The organism is Streptomyces sp. NPDC023723 (assembly GCF_040639815.1).
Classification (GTDB): domain Bacteria; phylum Actinomycetota; class Actinomycetes; order Streptomycetales; family Streptomycetaceae; genus Streptomyces.
Genome location: NZ_JBFAAP010000001.1, coordinates 308,541 through 329,696, shown reverse-complemented (window position 1 = coordinate 329,696; position 21,156 = coordinate 308,541). Strand labels below are relative to the sequence as shown.

Annotated in this window: 22 protein-coding genes; 13 read left to right on the top strand and 9 right to left on the bottom strand. The window is 70.8% G+C overall.

What is annotated here, in order from left to right; genetic code table 11:
- Positions 1–312 precede the first annotated feature (312 nt).
- From AB0G32_RS01610 to AB0G32_RS01590, 5 genes are all read left to right on the top strand, one after another.
- Complete coding sequence (locus tag AB0G32_RS01610; RefSeq protein WP_361156602.1) at positions 313–786, top strand: SHOCT domain-containing protein; 474 nt, start codon at positions 313–315, stop codon at positions 784–786.
- Positions 787–944: 158 nt separating this feature from the next.
- Entirely contained in the window at positions 945–1,208 is a 264-nt protein-coding gene (locus AB0G32_RS01605; protein ID WP_361156599.1) for a hypothetical protein, read from the top strand.
- A 328-nt stretch (positions 1,209–1,536) separates the two neighbouring features.
- Positions 1,537–1,740, top strand: a complete 204-nt coding sequence (locus AB0G32_RS01600) for a cold-shock protein (RefSeq protein ID WP_073934532.1) — start codon at positions 1,537–1,539, stop codon at positions 1,738–1,740.
- Between the two features lie 184 nt (positions 1,741–1,924).
- Entirely contained in the window at positions 1,925–3,331 is a 1,407-nt protein-coding gene (locus tag AB0G32_RS01595) for a DEAD/DEAH box helicase (RefSeq protein ID WP_361156596.1), read from the top strand.
- An 83-nt stretch (positions 3,332–3,414) separates the two neighbouring features.
- A complete protein-coding gene (locus AB0G32_RS01590; RefSeq protein WP_361156593.1) occupies positions 3,415–3,729 on the top strand; it encodes an SCO5918 family protein in 315 nt (104 codons plus the stop codon).
- Between the two features lie 20 nt (positions 3,730–3,749).
- Here the strand turns inward: AB0G32_RS01590 and AB0G32_RS01585 are convergent, their stop codons facing one another.
- Entirely contained in the window at positions 3,750–4,088 is a 339-nt protein-coding gene (locus tag AB0G32_RS01585) for a MerR family transcriptional regulator (protein WP_361156590.1), read from the bottom strand.
- A 489-nt stretch (positions 4,089–4,577) separates the two neighbouring features.
- Here AB0G32_RS01585 and AB0G32_RS01580 point away from each other — a divergent pair, with 489 nt between their 5' ends.
- The 3 genes from AB0G32_RS01580 (at position 4,578) to AB0G32_RS01570 (ending at position 7,101) form a co-directional block, all read left to right on the top strand.
- On the top strand, positions 4,578–5,531 hold the full coding sequence (locus AB0G32_RS01580) for a glycoside hydrolase family 11 protein (protein WP_361156587.1): 954 nt from the start codon (positions 4,578–4,580) through the stop codon (positions 5,529–5,531).
- A 14-nt stretch (positions 5,532–5,545) separates the two neighbouring features.
- Complete coding sequence (locus AB0G32_RS01575) at positions 5,546–6,526, top strand: polysaccharide deacetylase family protein (RefSeq protein WP_361156584.1); 981 nt, start codon at positions 5,546–5,548, stop codon at positions 6,524–6,526.
- A 65-nt stretch (positions 6,527–6,591) separates the two neighbouring features.
- Positions 6,592–7,101 carry a glutathione peroxidase gene (locus tag AB0G32_RS01570; RefSeq protein ID WP_361156581.1) on the top strand — a complete coding sequence of 170 codons (510 nt, stop codon included), beginning with the start codon at positions 6,592–6,594 and terminating at the stop codon, positions 7,099–7,101.
- A gap of 80 nt (positions 7,102–7,181) precedes the next feature.
- Here AB0G32_RS01570 and AB0G32_RS01565 read toward each other — a convergent pair whose 3' ends face one another.
- From AB0G32_RS01565 to AB0G32_RS01555, 3 genes are all read right to left on the bottom strand, one after another.
- Complete coding sequence (locus AB0G32_RS01565) at positions 7,182–7,373, bottom strand: DUF397 domain-containing protein (protein WP_361156578.1); 192 nt, start codon at positions 7,371–7,373, stop codon at positions 7,182–7,184.
- A 175-nt stretch (positions 7,374–7,548) separates the two neighbouring features.
- The gene (locus AB0G32_RS01560; protein ID WP_361156576.1) at positions 7,549–8,406 is read right to left on the bottom strand and encodes a helix-turn-helix transcriptional regulator; all 858 of its coding nucleotides are present in this window, start codon (positions 8,404–8,406) and stop codon (positions 7,549–7,551) included.
- Positions 8,407–8,718: 312 nt separating this feature from the next.
- Positions 8,719–9,474 carry a GPP34 family phosphoprotein gene (locus tag AB0G32_RS01555; RefSeq protein ID WP_361156573.1) on the bottom strand — a complete coding sequence of 252 codons (756 nt, stop codon included), beginning with the start codon at positions 9,472–9,474 and terminating at the stop codon, positions 8,719–8,721.
- A 453-nt stretch (positions 9,475–9,927) separates the two neighbouring features.
- Here AB0G32_RS01555 and AB0G32_RS01550 point away from each other — a divergent pair, with 453 nt between their 5' ends.
- The 3 genes from AB0G32_RS01550 to AB0G32_RS01540 all read left to right on the top strand — a co-directional run bounded on the left by AB0G32_RS01550 (position 9,928) and on the right by AB0G32_RS01540 (position 15,840).
- Positions 9,928–12,051 carry a D-alanyl-D-alanine carboxypeptidase gene (locus AB0G32_RS01550; protein ID WP_361156570.1) on the top strand — a complete coding sequence of 708 codons (2,124 nt, stop codon included), beginning with the start codon at positions 9,928–9,930 and terminating at the stop codon, positions 12,049–12,051.
- Between the two features lie 172 nt (positions 12,052–12,223).
- A complete protein-coding gene (locus AB0G32_RS01545; protein WP_361156567.1) occupies positions 12,224–14,071 on the top strand; it encodes an MFS transporter in 1,848 nt (615 codons plus the stop codon).
- Between the two features lie 176 nt (positions 14,072–14,247).
- Complete coding sequence (locus AB0G32_RS01540) at positions 14,248–15,840, top strand: sodium:solute symporter family protein (protein ID WP_361156564.1); 1,593 nt, start codon at positions 14,248–14,250, stop codon at positions 15,838–15,840.
- A 64-nt stretch (positions 15,841–15,904) separates the two neighbouring features.
- Here AB0G32_RS01540 and AB0G32_RS01535 read toward each other — a convergent pair whose 3' ends face one another.
- From AB0G32_RS01535 to AB0G32_RS01520, 4 genes are all read right to left on the bottom strand, one after another.
- On the bottom strand, positions 15,905–16,168 hold the full coding sequence (locus AB0G32_RS01535; RefSeq protein WP_361156561.1) for a TM2 domain-containing protein: 264 nt from the start codon (positions 16,166–16,168) through the stop codon (positions 15,905–15,907).
- A 232-nt stretch (positions 16,169–16,400) separates the two neighbouring features.
- Positions 16,401–16,799 carry a DUF2752 domain-containing protein gene (locus tag AB0G32_RS01530; RefSeq protein ID WP_361156558.1) on the bottom strand — a complete coding sequence of 133 codons (399 nt, stop codon included), beginning with the start codon at positions 16,797–16,799 and terminating at the stop codon, positions 16,401–16,403.
- Entirely contained in the window at positions 16,792–17,328 is a 537-nt protein-coding gene (locus AB0G32_RS01525) for a TM2 domain-containing protein (RefSeq protein WP_361156555.1), read from the bottom strand. Before AB0G32_RS01525 ends, AB0G32_RS01530 begins: the two co-directional genes overlap by 8 nt.
- Before the next feature lie 143 nt (positions 17,329–17,471).
- Positions 17,472–18,587 carry an ADP-ribosylglycohydrolase family protein gene (locus AB0G32_RS01520; protein ID WP_361156552.1) on the bottom strand — a complete coding sequence of 372 codons (1,116 nt, stop codon included), beginning with the start codon at positions 18,585–18,587 and terminating at the stop codon, positions 17,472–17,474.
- 258 nt (positions 18,588–18,845) lie between these two features.
- On the opposite strand from AB0G32_RS01520, the gene AB0G32_RS01515 reads away from it, so the two are divergent.
- Together AB0G32_RS01515 and AB0G32_RS01510 are read left to right on the top strand one after the other, a co-directional pair.
- Positions 18,846–19,919 carry a tyrosine-protein phosphatase gene (locus tag AB0G32_RS01515; RefSeq protein WP_361156550.1) on the top strand — a complete coding sequence of 358 codons (1,074 nt, stop codon included), beginning with the start codon at positions 18,846–18,848 and terminating at the stop codon, positions 19,917–19,919.
- A gap of 40 nt (positions 19,920–19,959) precedes the next feature.
- Positions 19,960–20,457, top strand: a complete 498-nt coding sequence (locus AB0G32_RS01510) for a DUF2165 domain-containing protein (protein WP_361156547.1) — start codon at positions 19,960–19,962, stop codon at positions 20,455–20,457.
- Here the strand turns inward: AB0G32_RS01510 and AB0G32_RS01505 are convergent.
- Positions 20,450–21,025, bottom strand: a complete 576-nt coding sequence (locus AB0G32_RS01505) for a hypothetical protein (protein WP_361156545.1) — start codon at positions 21,023–21,025, stop codon at positions 20,450–20,452. The genes AB0G32_RS01510 and AB0G32_RS01505 overlap by 8 nt on opposite strands.
- Between the last annotated feature and the right edge of the window lie 131 nt (positions 21,026–21,156).

The following is a 21,156-nucleotide window of genomic DNA, read 5'->3' as shown; positions in this document are numbered from 1 at the left end:
CCCGACCCTGGAACGGACACATACCAGGCGGCGCCCGGCGCCACTGTGGCGGTCGTCCTCGGGATCATCTCGGCCGCGCCGATCCGCGCCGATCGTCCTGGCGGTCCTGGCGGCAGCCGTCGGACCGGCGCGTCCGTCGGCTCATCGAGCAGCCTGATGAACGAGCGCCGTGGCTCCGGGCGGGGAACCGGCCGGCCGGCCGCGGGTGGGGCCGCACTCACCCGTGCCGGGTGACGTCTGACGGTGAGCCCCGTGACCATCCTGAGGTCAGTACGCGACCACGGCCGGGCACGCCCGGGACGGAGGACGGACATGAACGCGCAGACCTACCTGGCGTACGACTATCCGCTGCTGAACATGTTCTGGACCATGCTTCTGGTCTTCCTGTGGATCATGTGGTTCGTCCTGCTCTTCCGGATCATCGGTGACATCTTCCGCGACGACCGGCTGAGCGGCTGGGCCAAGGCCGGCTGGCTGGTGTTCTGCCTTGTCCTGCCATTCCTGGGCGTCTTCGTCTACGTCATCGCGCGCGGGAAGAACATGGGCCGCCGGGAGACGGCCCATGCCCGCGCCCGTCAGGAGGAGTTCAACGCCTACATCAGGAAGACCGCGAGCGGCGGACAGCGCACCAGCGTCGACGAGCTGACCCGGCTCGCCGAGATCCGCGATCAGGGAGCCATCACGGACGAGGAGTTCCGCAGGGCGAAGGAGCTGGTACTGAGCGGACACGGCCCTGCGGGACACGCGGGACACGCCCCCGCCACATCCAGTCCTTCTGCCCGCTGACCATCAGCGCCGGCCTGCTCAAGGTCGCGGCGCGGGACCGGCGTACCGCCCGCGGGCGACCGCGATGTGGTGTACGTCCGTGCGGTCCCTTCAGTGGCGGGGCACGCGGTGCGAGAGGAGGCTGGACATGGGGGCAGTGAGACGGAGAGAGGCATCTCATGACTCGGACCAGCACAGACAAGGCGCACAGTTCGTTCCTTACCCGCCCCGCTGTCCGCCGCCTCGTACCGTTCGTTCTGATCACCGCGATCGCCCTGGTCTTCATCTTCGAAAACCGCACGAGTGTCGAAATCCGCCTTCTCGTTCCGATGGTGACGATGCCCTTGTGGGGTGCTCTTCTGATTGCCTGGGCCCTCGGCATGCTCGCCTGTGTCTTCACCGTGCGACGACGGTCGAACCGGCACGCACGACGCCAGGGATGACGCCTCGACCCACGTCTGGAGGCAGCGGGTCGCGGTACGGCTCGGGGTCCCGGGCGGTTTCGGGCGGGCCGTGCTGCGCGGCGGTGGGAAAGCTGTATCGGCGGCAGGAGGGTTTGCCGAATTTCGCGGGCAGTTTTCATGGGGCGACGGGCCGAGTGTAATTACTCAACACGCACGGTCCGGCGCAACGTGCTACTGTCGATCTCAGTTGCAGTTGTGGTTCCCGCATTCCTTTTGGTACCGGTGCTTTTTCCGGGCAGGGTGATCATCGCGGCGACGTGGTATCCGCGGAGTGCGGATACTGATTCACCCCGAAGGAGAAAAAGACATGGCTACTGGCACCGTGAAGTGGTTCAACGCGGAAAAGGGCTTCGGCTTCATCGAGCAGGACGGTGGCGGCGCCGACGTGTTCGCCCACTACTCGAACATCTCTGCCCAGGGCTTCCGTGAGCTGCTCGAGGGCCAGAAGGTGAGCTTCGACATCGCGCAGGGGCAGAAGGGCCCGACGGCCGAGAACATCGTCCTCGCCTGACGCCTGCGCGTAATTCGTAGCTGGGGCCCGCATCCTTCGGGGTGCGGGCCCCAGCTGCATTCCCAAAATTTTCGGCTGCGTTCCATACGGCTCGTACTTGCGATTCTTCATGCCGCTTTCCAGGTCATGCGGGGATTCCTTGATATGTGCCGCACCGCAATCAAGGAAGCAAGGAAGGTTCCGTATGAACCGCGCACGTCCCACCCAACGGTTCCGTTCGACGAGTTCGGTGAGTTCCCGGAGTTCGGCCGAGTTCGCGCTGCCCCGGACGGTCACCCCGGCGTTGCCCGCCGCGGACGCCTTCGCCGAGCTCGACATGCCCGCCGAGCTGCTGGCCGCGCTCGGGGCGCAGGGCGTCGCCGTGCCGTTCCCCATCCAGGCGGCGACGCTGCCCAACTCGCTCGCCGGCCGGGACGTACTCGGCCGGGGCCGCACCGGTTCCGGCAAGACCCTCGCCTTCGGGCTGGCCCTGCTGGCCCGTACCGCCGGTCGCCGTGCCGAGGCCCGGCAGCCGCTCGGGCTGGTCCTGGTCCCGACGCGGGAGCTGGCGCAGCAGGTCACCGACGCCCTCACGCCGTACGCCCGGGCGGTGCGGCTGCGGCTGGCCACGGTGGTGGGCGGCATGCCGATCGGCCGGCAGGCCAGCGCGCTGCGCGGCGGGGCCGAGATCGTCGTCGCCACGCCCGGGCGGCTCAAGGATCTCATCGAGCGCGGCGACTGCCGCCTCGACCAGGTCGCCGTCACCGTCCTCGACGAGGCCGACCAGATGGCCGACATGGGCTTCATGCCGCAGGTCACCGCACTGCTCGACCAGGTGCGCCGGGACGGTCAGCGGATGCTGTTCTCCGCCACGCTCGACCGCAATGTCGATCTGCTCGTGCGGCGTTACCTGAGCGATCCCGTCGTGCACTCCGTCGATCCGTCGGCCGGGGCGGTGACGACGATGGAGCACCACGTCCTGCACGTGCACGGCGCCGACAAGCACGCGGCCACCACCGAGATCGCCGCCCGGGACGGCCGGGTGCTCATGTTCCTGGACACCAAGCACGCCGTCGACCGCCTCACCGAGCACCTCCTGAACAGCGGGGTCCGGGCCGCCGCCCTGCACGGCGGCAAGTCGCAGCCGCAGCGCACCCGGACGCTGACGCAGTTCAAGAGCGGGCACGTCAGCGTGCTGGTGGCGACCAACGTCGCCGCGCGCGGCATCCACGTCGACAGCCTCGACCTCGTCGTCAACGTCGATCCGCCGACCGACCACAAGGACTACCTGCACCGCGGCGGCCGTACCGCTCGGGCCGGCGAGTCCGGCAGCGTCGTCACCCTGGTCACCCCGAGTCAGCGCCGGGCCATGAGCCGGCTGATGGCGACGGCCGGCATCGTGCCGCAGACCACTCAGGTGCGGGCCGGCGCGGAGGCCCTGCACCGGATCACCGGCGCCCAGGCGCCGTCCGGCGTCCCGGTCGTCATCGCCGCGCCGGCCGCACCCGAACGGCCCAAGCGCGGCTCCGGTGGACGCGGCCGGCGCCGCCCCGCCTCGGCGGCCCGGCGGGCGTCCGCGCGACGCTCCGCCACCGGCACGGCAGCGGCCTAGGCCGGCACCGAAGGTCACGGCGACGCGCCGGGCGTGCTCGCCCGCACCCCCCTGAAACCCCGTCTCTTCCTCTGTGAGGCATCATGCGCTGTGTCATCGCCCGCTTTCCGTTCGAGCTCACCAAGGAACGCGTGCTGGAAGCGATGAAGGGCGTCAAGCCCGAGCCGGTCGACGGCGACTACGTGATCGTCGGGCGGCGGCACTACCCCGTCAAACAGGTCGGCCAGGTCGTCACCCGGCAGGACCGCCGCGACTTCAGCAGCGGCGAGGTGCTCCGGGCCATGACGCAGCTCGGCTTCACCTGCCGTACCGCGCCGGCGCCCACGGCCGCGGTCGCCAGGATCGTCGACCCGCTCCAGCGGGCCTCCGCGATGCTCGGCATCACGCGTTCCGTCTGATCCCCGGGCGGTCGTCCGGGTCAGGCGTCCGGCCCGCGGCCGGCCCTGGCGGTACCGCTGCGCAGTTCCTCGTTGATGCGCCGGGCCTCTTCGAGCTGGTCCTCCAGGATGATGATGCGGCAGGCCGCTTCGATGGCGGTGCCCTGGTCGACCATCTCGCGGGCGCGTGCGGCGATGCGCAGCTGGTAGCGGGAGTAGCGACGATGACCGCCTTCCGAGCGCAGCGGCGTGATCAGCCGGGCTTCACCGAGGGCGCGCAGGAAGGCGGGCGTGGTGCCCAGCATCTCCGCGGCCCGTCCCATGGTGTAGGCGGGGTAGTCGTCGTCGTCGATTCGGTCGAGCGGTGTGTCTGCGGTCATCTGCACCTCTGATGGACCTTCGAGTTCTTGAGGGGGCCACGCGTCGAGGGGCCTTGGTGCCGTACGGCACCAAGGCCCCTAGGGATTTCTAACACCATCGGCCGGCCTACTGCGGTACCGGCCTGCCCTTTGCGTACTGGTGCCTGACCGTGGGACCACCTTCCGTTCCGGGGCCGACTTCTCGGTAGTACTGCGGTCCTTCGTGCGTACTGCATGCGGGCAGTTCATCTCTGCCACGCCTCACTGACTTCTGGCTACAGCACATACGTTAGCCCTGAGATCAAGGAATGTCTACAGCGGCCACAGTAGTTTTGGCTTCGAAACATTCGGCGGAGATACGCGATCAGGGGTGGATGGGCGAGGCGCGGACGGTCGATCATCGCCGTACCGTCGCCGTACAGCAATGGAAGCGGGTTATCGAATGTTTCGGCGAAGCTGCCGAAACCAAAACTATTGACAGTTGACGAGGGCACCTCAAAACTGCCCGGCATGAGACATCGCTTCCGGTTATTCATCAGCGCGCTCTGCGCCGCCGTACTGGCCGCCATGGCGCCCGGTACCGCGCACGCCGACACGGTCGTCACCACGAACCAGACCGGCACGAACAACGGGTACTACTACTCCTTCTGGACGGACGCCCAGGGCACCGTCTCCATGAACCTGGGCTCCGGCGGGAACTACAGCACCTCCTGGTCCAACACCGGCAACTTCGTCGCCGGCAAGGGCTGGAGCAACGGCGGGCGCCGGGCCGTGACCTACTCGGGCACCTTCAACCCGTCCGGCAACGCCTACCTGGCGCTCTACGGATGGACCTCGAACCCGCTCGTCGAGTACTACATCGTCGACAACTGGGGGACGTTCCGGCCCACCGGGACCTTCATGGGGACCGTCAGCAGTGACGGCGGTACGTACGACATCTACAAGACGACCCGGTACAACGCCCCGTCCGTGGAGGGCACCAAGACCTTCGACCAGTACTGGAGCGTGCGGCAGTCCAAGCGGACCGGCGGGACCATCACCACCGGGAACCACTTCGACGCCTGGGCCCGGGCCGGGATGCCGCTCGGCAGCTTCAGCTACTACATGATCATGGCGACCGAGGGCTACCAGAGCAGCGGCAACTCCAACATCACCGTGGGCGGCACCGACTCGGGCGGCGGGGGCGGTGGCGGCGGCACCGGGTGCAGCGCCACGCTCTCCGCCGGGCAGCAGTGGAGCGACCGGTACAACCTGAACGTCGCCGTCTCCGGCTCCAGTGCCTGGACCGTCACCATGAAGGTCCCGTCACCGGCCAAGGTGCTCTCCACCTGGAACACCGCCGCGGCCTACCCCGACGCCCAGACCCTCACCGCCAAACCCAACGGCAGCGGCAACACCTTCGGCGTCACCATCCAGCACAACGGCAACTGGACCTGGCCGACCGTCTCGTGCGCCGCGAGCTGACCGAGGAGTCCGAGATGATGCCATCCTTGCGCGCCCTCCTGGTCCGGGCCGTCGTCCTCGCGCTGGCCGCCGCGGGCACCCTCGCCGTCCAGTCCGCCGCCGCACCGGCCCGCGCCGCCGCCTGCACCGGGTACGTCGGGCTGACCTTCGACGACGGCCCGTCCAGTTCCACACCCGCGCTGCTCAACGCGCTGCGCCAGAACGGGCTGCGGGCCACCATGTTCAACCAGGGCCAGTACGCCGCCGCCAACCCGGCCCAGGTCAAGGCACAGGTCGACGCCGGCATGTGGGTCGGCAACCACAGCTACACCCACCCGCATCTGACCCAGCTCAGCCAGGCCCAGGTCGACTCCGAACTCGCCCGCACCCAGCAGGCGATCGCGGGCGCGGGCGGCGGTACGCCGGTGCTGTTCCGGCCGCCGTACGGCGAGACCAACGCGACCGTGCGGTCGGTGGCGGCCAAGTACGGGCTGACCGAGATCATCTGGGACGTCGACTCGCAGGACTGGAACGGCGCCAGTACCGACGCCATCGTCCAGGCGGCCGGCCGGCTCACCAACGGCCAGGTCATCCTCATGCACGACTGGCCCGCCAACACGCTCGCCGCGATTCCGCGGATCGCCCAGGGTCTCACCGCCCGCGGACTGTGCGCCGGCATGATCTCGCCGGCGACCGGGCGGGCCGTGGCCCCGTCCGACAGCGGGGGCGGGGGTGGCGGCGGCGGTGGTGCCGCGTGCAGCGCCACGCTCTCCGCCGGACAGCAGTGGAGCGACCGGTACAACCTCAATGTCACCGTCTCCGGCTCCAGCGCCTGGACCGTGACGCTGAACGTGCCCGCCCCGGCCAAGGTGCTCTCCACCTGGAACGTCAGCGCCGCCTACCCCAGCGCCCAGGTCCTGACCGCCAAACCCAACGGCAGCGGCAACACCTTCGGCGTCACCATCCAGCACAACGGCAACTGGACCTGGCCGACCGTGAGCTGCGCGGCCGGCTGAACCAGCGGGACCGCACCGGGTGCACGGTCGCCCGGTGCGGGCCCGGCACCCTCTAGCATCCGGACATGACTACTGACATCGACACCTCTTCCTCCCCGCTCGGCGTCGAGATCGGCGCCCTCCAGGGCGGTTCCGCGGCTCTCGGGCAGTACGCCGGGCAGGTCGTGCTCGTGGTGAACGTCGCCTCCAAGTGCGGGCTGACCCCGCAGTACTCCGGACTGGAGCGGCTGCACGAGCGGTACGCGGAGCGGGGCTTCACCGTGCTCGGCGTGCCCTGCAACCAGTTCATGGGCCAGGAGCCCGGCAGCGCCGAGGAGATCGCCGAGTTCTGCTCGGCCACGTACGGGGTGACCTTCCCGATGACCGAGAAGGCCGAGGTGAACGGGGAGGGGCGGCATCCGCTCTACGAGCGGCTGGTCGGGTTCGCCGACGCCGACGGGCACCGCGGGGACATCCGGTGGAACTTCGAGAAGTTCCTGATCGGCCGGGACGGGGAGGTCGTCGCGCGGTTCGCGCCGCAGGCCGAGCCGGAGGACACGGAGGTGGTGGCGGCCGTCGAGGCGCAGCTGGCCTGACCGCCCGGACACGAGCCGAGCCCCCTCGGCAAGGTCGGCGCACTGGTCGAGAGGGCTCCGCGCGTGCTGCGTGCCGTGCGTCAGTGCTTGACCGACGACACGAACGCCGACCAGGCGTTCGCGGGGAAGGCCAGTGCCGGGCCGGCCGGGACCTTGGAGTCCCGGACCAGCAGTGCCGACACGACGGGGGACTTCACCTCGACGCACGCGCCGTTCCCCCCGGAGTAGGAGGACTTGGTCCACGCGTCGGTGCTGCCCTGATGAATAGCCATTTTTCCGCTCCGGTTGCGAGTTGTGATCGTTGGCGTGATCGACGCTACTCGCCGTGCTCCCCATACGGAGCAGTCGTTCACCCGACCGGATGGCATATTCCAGGTGAGTCTTCCAGTGCGGCCTGTCCGGGGTGTACGATCCCCGCCGCTTTGTGGGAAAGGGGCCGCCGCGGACTCAGCGGGCGTATTCCTTCGCCACGTCCTCGATGCGCCGCCGGGACTCGTCGACGTTCAGCGCCTGCGCCCTCAAGTGCTCGTACATCACCGTGTACTTCTGCACATCGTGCGCCTTCTCCAGGTACAGGTCGCTGGTGACGCCCTCGATGTAGACCACGCTGGAGTCGGCGGCGTCGGCGAACTCCAGGATGGAGTACTGGCCGTTGACGCCGGGGTGCGCGCCGACGTCGAACGGCAGCACCTGGACCGTGATGTGCGGCTGCTGCGACATCTCCGCGACGTGCTCCAACTGCTCCCGCATCACCTGCGGACCGCCCACCACCCGGCGCAGACACGCCTCGTCCAGCACCACCCACAGCCGCAGCGGGCCGTGCTCGGAGTGGATGCGCTCCTGACGCCTTATCCGGACGTTCACCCGCTTCTCGACGTCGGCGGCGGGGGTCTCCGGCAGCGCGCCCTGGATCAGCGCCTCGGCGTACGTACGGGTCTGGAGCAGGCCGGTGATCATCTGCGGCTCATAGGTGCGCAGCGACTCCGCGTCGGTCTCCAGGCCGATGTAGACGCTGTACGGGATGTCGCCGAAGGCGTGCCACCAGCCCTGCTGGCGGGAGTCCTTGGCCATCTGCATCAGCGAATCGACGATGCGCTGGTCCTCGACCTCGTAGACCCCGCACAGATCACGGACGTCGCGCTGGCTGATGCTGCGCCGGCCGTTCTCCAGGCGGCTGATCTTCGACTGCGACACCAGCAGCCGCTCCGCCACCTCCTCGGCCGTCATGCCCTTCACCTCGCGGAGCCGGCGCAGTTCCTGGCCGAGCCGGCGCCGCCGGACGGTGGGATTCACATTGGACGCCACGGGACGTGCACCTCCGGCTGCGTGCGTCTTGCCTGCCACTTGCAACTTTGCGTATCTGCTGTTGAGCAGACTGCCACCAAGGTGCGTACTACCGCTGGGAAACGGTCGATGTGCGCCGCGCATGCGGCCGCGCGGGGCGGCGGGACCGGGTCGTCGTCCGGACGTCGGTCCTGTCGCCCCGCGCGGCCAGCGGCTCCCGGACCGGTCTCGGGGACTGTTGTGCGGCGGCTCGGGTGGTGCGGGTGTGAGGGTGGTGCGTGGTGGTGCGCCGGGTAGTGCCGGTGGTGCCGGTGGTGCCGGTAGTGCCGGGGCTCAGTGGGCCGCGGCGCGCGCCATGGGGCCACGGCGCGGTTGCGACGGAACACCGCGGGCGGGTTCCGGTGCGGGTCCGGCTCCGGGGGCGGCCTGGCGGCCGGCCGGGGCCGGGCTGCGGCGCGGCTGGACCGCGACGCCGTTCTGGACGTCCATCACGGCGTGCGCCACGAGGCCGCCCATCGGGTCGTGCCGGATCAGATCCCGGAGCCGGGAGCGGGAGGACCGCCCCTCGTTCCCGGGGTAGAGGTGCTTGCCGAGTCCCACCGCGTGCGCCAGTGCGGCGAGCGCGGCGGTCCGCGGGTCCGGCGGTACGCCGGTGCGGATCGCGGAGTCCAGCCGGGCCCTGATCTCCCGGCTGATCTCGTTGTCGGTCGCCTGGTAGCGAGTCGTCGGCAGCACTCCGCACATCTGACCGGCCACGGCATGCACCATGCCGCACCGCTCCAGATGCGAGAGGTAGGTCTGGCGGAGCCCCAGCCGGGGTCCGCCGATCCAGTTCACCGCGCGTACGGGGGCGCCGCGCCTTCGCAGCAACTCCAACGCGCAGTCCAAGGTCGGATCTCCTGTCGGCCGTGGTGCGACCACGGCGATACGATCCCCGTCTGGGGCTATCCGTCCGGCCAGTGCCAGCTCGACGAGCTGGGCCCCGGCCAGGCCGAGGTCGAGCGACTGCGGCTGTGCAGTGGTACCCGTGGCCGGGTCCAGTGCCAGCAGCAGAAGCTCCTCCGGAAGTGTTCTGCGGCTCCTGCCCATCCATGCCTCCCCGCGTGGATGACAGACAGGGTGACCCCTCTCACATTGGTCTGTCGAGAGTGCGTGACCGCTTCGTAAGGGAACCGGCAGGTATGTCGTTCTCGTCTACCGGTTCGGTCAAGCCCGTACACAGGACACTGGTACATGGTTCGGACAGCGCCTGCGGGCGGTGTCCCGGGCGGCGGTTCACGGTTCGGTACGCGCACGCGGGGCGTGCGGCGCATGGAGGAGGCATCGGTGGCGGGCGAGTCCCCCGACAGGTCGAAGCAGCGCGAGTCGTCGGCAGAACGGACGTCGGGGAGCGTGGGTCCGGTTCCGGGGGCCCGGACGGAGGGCGGGGCCGAGGAGGCGCGTGATCCGCGGCTGGCGGTGGCGCGGGAGTCGGAGGCGCGGCGTGCCGCGGGGCGGGGCTCGGGGCCGGGCCCGGCCGGCGGTGCCGATACGGCGACGCGGGTGCGGTCGGCTCCGGCGGACGCGGCAGACTCGGGCGCCGAGGGCGCCGAGGGCGCCGAGGATGCCACGGATGCCACGGATGCCAAGGATGCCGGGAGCGGCACCGAGGGTGACGGGCGGTTGCGCGAGGCGGTGGCCTCCTGGGTGCGGTCGGCCGACGCCGACGAGGAGCCGACGGACGCCGACGCCGGACAGGACGACGACGCCGAGAGCGACGCCGGGCGCCCGGCCGAGGACGTGACCGGGGCCGCGGAAGGCCCGCAGAAGGGCGAGGAGGCGGCGCAGGAGGCTCCCAGGGGGCCTGCGGACGCCGATGACGGCCCCGGGGCGGGCTCCGGCGCGTCCGAGGGCGCACAGGAGCGTGCGGAGGGCTCCGCCGCCGACACCGACGCCGAGAGCGGCAACGGCACCGAGCCCGACGCCGCCGCCCCGTCCCCCGCCGCGGACGAGGACCAGCCCGAGAAGCCGGACGCGGACGCCGACGCGGACGCCGACGCGGCCGCCGACGACGTACCCCAGTCCCCGGACCAGCCCACCGCCGTCTTCAAGGCGCCCCGGCCCGCCGCGCCCCCCGTCGACCAGCCCACCACCATGCTCAAGCTGGGCGACAAGGACAAGAAGAAGGAGCAGGACGAGCAGGACGAGCAGGGCGAGGCAGGCGGGGCGGCCGAGGCCCCCGCCGAGCGGACCAGCAAGTTCGTCGCGCTCAAGCCGCTGGACGACCGGGCGGCGCGCAAGCCCGCACCGGAGGCCACCGCCGCCACCCCCGCCCCCGCGCCCGTCGCCGAAGGCTTCGAGCGGACCCGGCAGCAGCCGTTGCCGCCCAAGCCGCCGCTCGATCTGCTGGCGGAGCTGACCAACACCCCGCCGCCGCCGGAGACGCCGCTGCGCACGACCTGGCGGCGGGTGAAGATCTGGACGCCGCTGGTCCTGCTGCTGGTGATCGTGTTCGCGGTCGTACAGGCGGTGCGCCCGCTGCCGACGCCCACCCTCCAGCTCACCGCGCAGCAGACCGTCTCCTTCGAGGGCGACAAGCCCTCGGTGCCCTGGCCCACCCAGGGCCAGGCGGCCATGGACGTGAACGGCATCGGCAGCTTCGGTACCTCCGGCGACCAGAAGCCCGTACCGATCGCGAGCATCGCCAAGGTCATGACGGTGTACCTGATCCTGCGCGACCACCCGCTGAAGACCGGCGCGAAGGGTCCGGAGATCACCGTCGACGCGGCCGCGCAGAAGCACTACGAGACCGGCAAGGCCGCGAACGAGTCGGTGGTGAAGGTCACCGAGGGCCAGAAGATCACCGAGTACGAGGCGCTGGAGGCGGTCATGCTGCCGTCCGCCAACAACGTCGCCAAGCTGCTCGCCCGCTGGGACACCGGCAGCAGCTCCGAGGACGAGTTCGTCGCGAAGATGAACAAGACCGCGAAGGAGCTGGGGATGACGAACACCACGTACACCGACCCCAGCGGCCTGGACAAGACCACCGTCTCCACCGCCGAGGACCTGGTGAAGCTGGGCCGGGCGGCGATGGAGAACCCGGTCTTCAAGGAGATCTCCAAGCTACCCAGCTACGTCGACCTCAACGGCGACGAGCAGCACAACTTTTTCACGCTGGTTCCGACCGTGGCCATCGGCATCAAGACCGGCACCAGCACCGCAGCAGGCGCTAACATCCTGTTCGCTGCGGAGAAGAACATCGGCGGCAAGACCCAGACGATCATCGGCGCGGCCCTCGGCCAGTACGGACAGAACGGCACTGCCAACATCGACGAGGCCACCGGCGTCGTACGGGGACTGATCGAGTCGGGGCAGGACGCGCTCACCGCGAAGACGATCGTGAAGAAGGGGGACGTCGTCGGGCAGGTCGACGACAGCCTGGGCGGCACCACCGAAGTGGTCGCCACCAAGGACGTCTCCGCCGTCGGCTGGTCGGGGCTGACCGTGAAGCTGGAGCTGAACGAGCTGAGCGACGCCTCGGTGCCGCACACCGCCGAGGCCGGCACCAAGGTGGGCACGCTCACCGTCGGCGACGGCAGCAGCGCCGAGACCGTCGAGGTGCCCGTCGCGCTCAAGGACGATCTGGCGGAACCGCCCCTCACCGCCAAGCTGACCCGGATCAGCTGACCGGCAACACCTGCACGCGTCCTTCCCGCACCCCGCCCGGCAGCCGCTGGGCGGGGTGCGTGCTAGCGTCACGAAACGGGCAAGGTGGCCGGTCGGAACGGCGCGGGCGTGAACCGCACGGGAACGGGACGCGGCCGAGATCAGAAGACCGGGACACGGGGAGTGCCTTCAGGTGGCCACTGCGGAGCCGACACGCGCCGACGACGCCGATCCCGGGCCGGGCGGCGGCTCCCGAATACCCCTGCCCCCGCCGGACGGCCCCCGCGCGCGACCGGAACCCGGTGCCTGGCGCCGGCTGGTCCACCGGGTCCGCGCGCGGCTGCTGCGCCACCCCGTCCTCTTCGTCACCGCCCTCTCCGGGGTGCTGCACGTCGTCTGGTTCTTCACGTTCGCGAACAGTGGCGGTGATCTCGCCGCGCAGGACGCGTGGGCGGAGTTCGTCGGCCGGCACCCGGACTCGGCGTACAACCTCGCCTGGTACGGCGGCATGCACCCGGTGTCGTACAGCGTGGTGTCGCCGTATCTGATGTCCGTGCTCGGGGTGCGGACCACGATGATGATCGCGGGGACCGTCTCCGCCGGGCTGCTGACGATGGTGCTGCTGCGCGGCCGGGTGGTGCGCAACCCGCTGTGGACCGCGCTCGCGGGCGTGTACGCGCTGCTGTGCAACGCGGCGTCGGGGCGGGTGACGTTCGGCCTGGGCACGATGTTCGGGCTGGGCGCGGTGGCGGTGGTCTTCTGCTGGCCGTATCGGTGGCGGTACAAGCGCTGGGCGAAGGCGCTGTGCGCGGCGCCGCTGGCCGCGCTGGCCACCATGGCCTCACCGGTGGCGGGGCTGTTCGTCGGGCTGGTGGCGGTCGCGCTGTTCCTGCAGAAGCGGCGGCCGGGGGCCTGGGCGCTGGGGCTGGCGCCGGCCGCGGTGGTGGCGCTGTCGTCGTGGCTGTTCCCGTTCTCGGGGACGCAGCCAATGTCGTTCGGCTCGGCGGTGCTGCCGGTGGTCTACGCGGCGCTGGTCTTCCTGCTGGTGCCGCGGAGCTGGACGACGGTGCGGATCACGTCCGCGGTGTACGGGCTGTCGGTGCTGCTGGTGTGGCTGATCAGCTCGCAGATCGGGTCCAACATCACCCGGCTGCCGATGCTGTTCGCGGGGGTGGCGCTGGCCGCCGCGCTGCCGTTCACGGTGCCGCGCACCCGCAAGTGGTACGCGGTGCTGGTCGCCCTGACCGGTTTCGTCGGCTGGATCGGCTACAAGTCGGTCGACGACGTGGTGCACACCACGCCGGCCGCGTCCTGGGCGCGGGAGCTGGCGCCGCTGGTCAACGAGTTGCAGGAGGTCGGCGCGTACCGGGGCCGGGTGGAGGTGGTGCCGGCCGCCTCGCACCGGGAGGCGTCCGCGCTGGCCCCGTACGTGAACCTGGCCCGCGGCTGGAACCGGCAGGCCGACATGGAGCGCAACCCGCTCTTCTACGACGACACGCTCAACTCGGCCAACTACAACGAGTGGCTGAAGCGCTGGGCGGTGCACTTCGTGGTGCTGCCGAAGGACCAGCCGGACGGCGACGGCGGCGAGCGGGAGCGGGAGCTGGTGCAGCGGGGGCTGCCGTATCTGAAGCAGATCTGGGGCGACGCGAACTGGCAGCTGTTCGAGGTGGCCGATCCGGCGCCGCTGGCCGAGCCCGGCGCCGAGGTGCTGCGGGCCGAACAGGGCGAGTGGACGATCCGGGTCGAGGAGGCCGGGCGGATCCTGGTGCGGATCCCGTACTCGCCGTGGCTGAGCATCGTCGACGCCAAGGGCAAGAGCCTGAAGGCGCCGCAGGAGACCGAGGCGTCGAAGAACCGGGCGGACGGCGAGGAGAAGACGTACGAGAACGTCGACGGCTGTCTGATGGAGACGGCCGAGGACGCCGACGGCGACAAGTGGACGGTGCTGCTGGCGCCGAAGGCGGGCACCTACCGGCTGGCGGCTCCGTACCAGTTCCCGCGGGGTACGCAGTGCCCCGAGGAGTGGCGCGAGGAGTAGCGGCGGGCGCCCGGTCGCCGCCCGGTCGCCGCCCAGTCGCCGTTCAGATGAGTGAACGGCGACCAACAGGTCGAACTTTTTTACTTGCTCTTGACTTTCCCCTTCCTTGTCGTGTCCTAGTCACCGCACTCACGATGAGCGGGCCGTTCACAAGGCGGACCCTGGAAAGGGGGCACATGAACAGTCTCGACTGGGCCGTGCTCATCGGCTACTTCGCCGTGATGGTCGCCATCGGCGTCTGGTCGCACAAGCGCGTCGACAGCGTCAGCGACTTCTTCACGGCGGGCGGCAAGATGCCGTGGTGGCTCTCCGGCATCTCCCACCACATGTCGGGCTACAGCGCGGTGATGTTCACCGGATACGCGGGCATCGCCTACACCTACGGGGTCACGTCCTTCGTGACCTGGTCCTTCCCCATCGCACTGGGCATCGCCATCGGGTCGAAGCTGTTCGCGCCCCGTGTCAACCGGCTGCGCTCACGACTCCATGTGGCCTCCCCGCTGGAGTATCTGAAGAACCGGTACAACCTCCAGACGCAGCAGGCGCTGGCCTGGTCCGGCATGCTGCTGAAGATCGTGGACGTCGGCGCGAAGTGGGCGGCCATCGCCACCCTGCTGTCGGTGTTCACCGGGATCAGCCTCAACCAGGGCATCCTCATCACCGGTGCGATCACCGGGATCTACTGCACGATCGGCGGGCTGTGGGCCGACGCGCTGACCGAACTGGGTCAGTTCATCATCCAGTTGCTGGCCGGCGTCGCGATGTTCGTGGCGGTCGTGCTGGAACTCGGCGACCACGGCGGCTTCTTCGGCGTCTGGGACGAGCCGGCCCTCCAGGGCCACGGGAAACCGCTGGTCGGCCCGTACGGCACGGTGTTCCTGCTGGCCTTCCTCTTCATCAAGCTGTTCGAGTACAACGGCGGCATGCTCAACCAGGCGCAGCGCTACATGGCGACCCGCGACGCCCGGGAGGCGGAGCGGTCGGCCCGGCTGTCGGCGGTGCTGTGGCTGGTGTGGCCGGTGGTGCTGTTCTTCCCGATGTGGATGTCGCCGCTGCTGGTCGAGTCGCAGAAGCCGGACGGCTCCGACTCCTACGGCCTGATGACCGAACAACTGCTGCCGCACGGTCTGCTGGGCCTGGTCATCGTCGGTTTCTTCTCGCACACCATGGCCATGTGCTCCTCGGACGCCAACGCCATCGCCGCGGTCTTCACCCGGGACGTGGCGCCGGTGCTGTCGAAGCGGGCGCGCAGCTGGGACCAGCGGTCCGGGCTGCTGGCCGCGCGGGTGACGACCGTGCTCTTCCTCGGTCTGTCGATGGCGGTGGCGACCCAGGTCAACTCGCCCACCTTCAAGGACATCATCACCGTCGTGATCAAGTGGGTGGCCGGGCTGATGGGCCCGATCGCGATCCCGATGATGCTCGGTCTGCTGCGGCCCTTCCGCCGCTCGGGCCCGACCGCGGCGCTCACCAGCTGGGCGCTGGGGCTGCTGGCCTTCTGGCTGGTCAACTACCCGATCAACTGGGCCGTCGAGGGCGGGGTCCCGCTCGAGTACCAGGTGTCGATCCCGCTCGCCGTCTCGCTGGTGCTCTACATCCTGATCGGCTTCGTCAAGCCGGAGGACACCCCGGAACGGCTCGCGATCATCGAGCGGGTGAACACGGACGGGGACGGCTCGGCGGCGGCCGCGGTGCCGGTTCCGGCTCCGGCTCCGGCTCCGGCGGACGGGACGGAGGACCCGGCCGGCCGTACTGCGGTCAAGGACTGAACCGGCCTGGCGACGGCCCCGCTTCCGGTCGGGAGCGGGGCCGTCGCCGGGTCGTGCCGCGGGCTCAGCCGCGCAGGACGCGGCCCTGCTTGTCGGTGCGGTCGTTGCTCGTCAGGAAGAGGATCCCGTCGATCAGCGCCCACAGGCCGAGGCCGCCGCAGGTGAAGAGCTGGGCGATGCCCACGCCGACCGAGCCGACGTAGAAGCGGCCGACGCCGAAGCCGCCGAGGAAGATCTGGAGGAGACCCGCCACGATCTTCGACTTGTCCGAGTACGGGCGGCCCTTGAGGTCGACGCCGTAGGGAGCCTCGGGGGTGGGGACGGTCATGAGTACTGCTCCTGAATTTTTCACGAGACACCGGAACGGGGTGTTCCGGCGGCCAGGGAGGCACGCCGGTACGCGAGCAGGTCGTCGCATCCGCAGCCGTGTGTCACGCATCACGTCCGAGCGCGCTTGTCAGCAGCGCCGGTCGTCCCCCCTGTGAGCCGTGAGCATAGGGAGGCGGGTGAGGCAATGGGGAGTGACCTCGAACGATCGTTCCCCTTCCGTGACCAAAAACCTAGCCCGGTCCCACGACGTTGCGTACGACGGTCCAGGCCACGGCGACGGCGAGGATCACCGCGGGCGTGGTCCGGCCGGGGCGCGGCTGCCAGCGCCGGCCGCGCAGCCCCTCCCAGCCCCAGCGGCCGAGCAGGGCCAGCGCGTACGGCGAGGCGAGCAGCAGGAGTCTGTTGTCGGCCCAGGCGGCGGCGAACTGACCGTGCATCAGGTCGTACACCATGCGGGTGCCGCCGCAGGCGGGGCAGAGCCACCCGGTGACGAGGCGGAACGGGCACTGCGGCAGCAGGTGGCCCGGCTCGTGCGGGTCGGTGGTGTAGAGGTACGCGGCGCCGGCCGCCCCCGCCGTGAGCACGGCGAGGGGGGCGACGGCCGCGCGACGTCCCACCACATCAGCCACTGCGCAGCACCCGGCCGTCGGAGTCGGTGGTGTTGTCGCTGGTCAGGATGATGATGCCGTCGATCAGCGCCCAGATGCCGAAGCCGCCGCAGGTGAAGAGCTGGGCGATGCCGATGCCCACGTTGCCGATGTAGAACCGGCCGATGCCGAGGCTGCCGAGCAGGAGCTGGAGCACCCCGGCGACGATCTTCGACTTGTCCGAGTAGGGGCGGCCGAAACGGTCGTAGCCGTAGGGGGCGCTGGGGTCGCCGGTGTAGAAGCCGCCCGGCGGGGGGTAGCCGCCCGGCGGGGGCGGGTAGGCGCCGCCCTGGGGGTAGCCCTGCTGGTATCCGGGCTGCTGGTACCCGGCCTGCTGGTAGCCGGCCTGCTGGTAGCCGCCGCCCTGCTGCTGGTAGCCGCCCTGGTTCGGGTCGCCGGGGTAGGGCCCGGGGCCCGGGTATCCGTAGCCGGGCGGCGGCTGGGGCGGCTGCTGCGGCTGCTGAGGTGGCTGCTGGGGCGGCTGCGGCGGCTGCTGGGGCTGTTCGGACATGGTGCTCTCCCCCGGACGATCCGTGAGTGTGCTGATGTGATCAGTGATCAATATGCTGACCGCAGTCATCTTGCAGGAGTGGACCGCCCGCTGGAAAGCCGGAAGCCGGGAAGCCGAAAGCCGGGAAGCCGGTCGGGCCGGGGTCAGGCTCTCGGGTAGCGCGCCAGCCAGCCCGGGGCGGAACCCGCCGGGCCGTGCAGGGCCGGTCCCTGGGTCATCTCCATGGCGAAGTCGTCGGCCAGTTCGAGGATCGTGGGCCGGCCCTCCAACTCGGCCAGCCAGGCCGGCGGCAGCGCCGTCTCGCCGTGCAGCGCGCCCAGCAGGCCGCCGGTGAGGGCGCCGGTGGCGGCCGACGCGCCGGCGTGGTTGACGGCGAGCCGCAGCCCCTGCCGCACGTCCTCGCTCACCAGCGCGCAGTACAGGGCGGCGGCCAGCACCCCCTCCGCCGTCCCGGCACCGCTGAGTCCGGTCACCCGCGCGGGAGTCGGCAGCCCCTGCCGCACCGCGCCGAGCGCGTGCTGCAACGCGTCCGACACCGGCTGGTGGCCGGGCCGGGCGGCGAGCAGCGCCAGCGCGCGCTGTACGGCGCCGTCCAGGCTGTCGCCACGGGTCACGCCGTGCACGACCGCGGCGTACGCGCCCGCCGCCAGACAGCCGGTGGGGTGGCCGTGGGTCTGCGCGGCGCACTCCACGGCGAGCTGGACGACGAGTTGCGGCTCCCAGCCGACGAGCAGGCCGAAGGGCGCGGAGCGGGCGGCGGCCTCGGGGCCGCGTTCGGCGGGGTTCTTCGGCGCGTCCGGGGTTCCCATCGTGGTGTCGCCGAAGCCGAGCAGCAGCGGGCGGGACGGGTCCCGGCGGGCGTAGAGCCACTCCTCGCGGGCCAGCCAGCCGTCGTCCTTGCGGCGCTCGTCCGGCCCCCAGTCGTGCTGGGTGGCCAGCCAGCGGCGGTACGCGCGGTGCAGGTCGGTGGGCGGGTGCCAGGCGCCGGTGTCCCGGCGGACCTGGGCGCGGATCAGTCCGTCCACGGAGAACAGGGTGAGCTGGGTGAGGTGGGTGACGGCGCCGCGGCGGCCGTAGGCGGGGGCGAGGTCGGCCAGCCCTTCGGCGCCGTGCGTCTCCCGGATCCCGTCGAGGTCCAGTCCGTCGACGGGGGTGCCCAGCGCGTCTCCCAGGGCGCTGCCGAGCAGGGCGCCGCGCACCCGGCTCCGGAAGTCCTGCTGCTCGGCACGCCCCCAGACGGCACCGGTCGTCGCGCCCACCCAGGCCTCCCCCGGTCATCGTCTGTACGTACGACGCCCAGCACTGTAATCGAACGGAGACGGTGGGTTCAGGGTGGGAAAGGTGCAGGAGTGTTCACGGTGGCTGTCGGAGCGGTGGCTGTCGGAGCCGCCTCGGCGGTTGTTTCACGTGCCGGTCGCCTGGACGCCGTACACCGGCACGATCGCGTCGCCCTGCCGACCCGCCCAGTTCATGATCCGTTGGCTCGGCGACCGTCAGGGCACCGGAGAGTTCTGGCCATGACGAATTCGACACGTGTCAGGGCCGCCTACGCCCTGACGGCCGCCGCGCTGTTCACCGGCCTCGCCGCCCCCGCCGCCACGGCGGCACCCCACGCGCACCAGGCGCGGCAGGCCCGGGAGATACCCTTCACCGCCGCCGAGGTCACCGCGCAGGACGACGGGTCCTACAAGGTCACCTGGAAGGCGCCGGGCGTGCGGAAGGTGGCCGTCAAGGCGAACGGCCGGACCGTCGCCGCCGGGGGCGCGACGGGGTCCGTCGTGGTCAAGGGGCTGCGCGCCGCCGACCGGCAGTGGTTCGACCTGGTGCCCGAGCGCGGTGGCAAGCTGCACCTCGCCGACCGGCTGATCCAGCTCGACGGAGCGGTCAACTTCCGGGACGCGGGCGGGTACCGGACCGCCGACGGCCAGTGGGTCAAGATGGGCGTCGTCTACCGCTCCGACGCCTGGGACAAGCTCACCGACGCCGATCTGGCCAAGCTGCGGCGGCTCGGCATCGACACCGACTACGACCTGCGGATGGCCTCCGAGCGGACCGCCGCGCCGGACCGGCTGCCCGGCGGGGTGCGCTATGTCGTGGCGGACGTGCTCGGCGGCTCCAGTCCCCTCACGGCGATGCCCACCACCGCCGAGGACGCCGCCCAGATGATGATCGACGGCGAGAAGTCGATGGTCAGCGGCGACACCGCCAAGACCGCGTACAGCACCGTGCTCGGCGGGATCGCGGCCGACGCCGAGGGCTCGGTCTACCACTGCACCGCCGGCAAGGACCGCACCGGCTGGGCCAGTGCCGCGCTGCTCACCGCGCTGGGTGTGCCGCGCGCCACGGTGCTGGCGGACTACCTCGCCTCCAACGACTACCGGGCCGAGGCCAACGCCGCCGCGCTCGCCGCGCTGCCCGCCGCGCAGGCCGCCGTCTACAAGCCGATGCTGGACGTCCGCGCCGAGTACCTGAACGCCGGGTTCGAGGAGGTCGAGGACGCGTACGGGTCGTTCGGCGCGTACGAGAAGCAGGCGCTGGGGCTGGACGCCAAGGAACTGCGGCACCTGAAGTCCGAACTGCTGGTCGGCTGAGGGCTGTTCAGGGCGGGACCGGTGGGGAGAGGGTGGTGACATGGCCACAACCACGACCTCACGCGCGTTGCCGCTCGCCGCGACCGTCCTCACCGGGACCGTCGCCCTCTACATGGCGCTAGTCGCCTTCGGCAACATCACCGACTTCGGCACCAATCAGCAGTTCGTCCGGCATGTGTTCGCCATGGACACCACGTTCAAGGACGAGGACCTGATGTGGCGGGCGATCACCACCCGGTGGATACAGGACGCCGCGTACGTGGTCGTCATCGTCTGGGAGACGGTCGCCGCGCTGGTACTGGTCTACGGGACCTGGCTGTGGGCGCGGCGCGATCACGTACGGGGGCGGCGGATCTCCACGTACGGGCTGCTGATGGTGATGCTGCTGTTCGGGGCCGGGTTCATCGGCATCGGCGGGGAGTGGTTCGCCATGTGGCAGTCCGGGGACTGGAACGGGCTGGACGCCGCCACCCGGGTCTTCCTGCTCAGCGGGGTCGTGCTGCTCGTCGACCACTTCGCGGCCGGCGAGGCTACCTGACCACCGTGACCGTCGTCCCCGCCGTGCCGAACTTCCACAGCGCGGCGCCGTCCGCCTTGTGCAGGCGCACCCCGCCGGTCTTCGTGCCGGACTCGGCCGGCGGGGGCGAGGAGCCGTCCACCGCGTTGGAGAAGCCGACGTTGACGCCGTCCGCGAGGGCGAAGTAGACGATGTTCTCGACCTCGACGCCGTCCGAGCCGGTCGTCGCCTCGGTCCGGGTGCCGATGGTGTAGCCGCCGGGGTCGGGGCTGACCGTGCCCGGCCAGACGGTGAAGGTGCGCCGGGTGGCGTCGCTGGCGTCGACCAGCCAGACCCGTTTCTGGCCGAGGGAGTAGACCACGCGGCGGCCGGTGCCGGAGCCGTCCGGCACCGCGGGGGCCTCCGTCTCCTCGGCGGACGGCTTCGCGTCCGCCGGGGCGGAGGCCGAGGCGGTGGGCCGGGCGGCGGCCGTGGCGGTCGGGTGCGGCCCGTTTTCCGCCTGTATGGCCAGGGCGGCCACCGCCACGACCGCGCCCGCGGTCAGACCGGTGACCCAGGCCCACGAAGGCAGTCGGGCAGGCACGGGCACGCATCTCCTCAGCTACAGGACCCCCGTCATATCAGGGTCGGATCATCGTACTGTGAGCGGTCTGTCTGACGGACCGGGCGTCCGGGCCGGGTGCCCGGTCCGGGCATCCGGCCCGGGGACCGCTCAGCTGA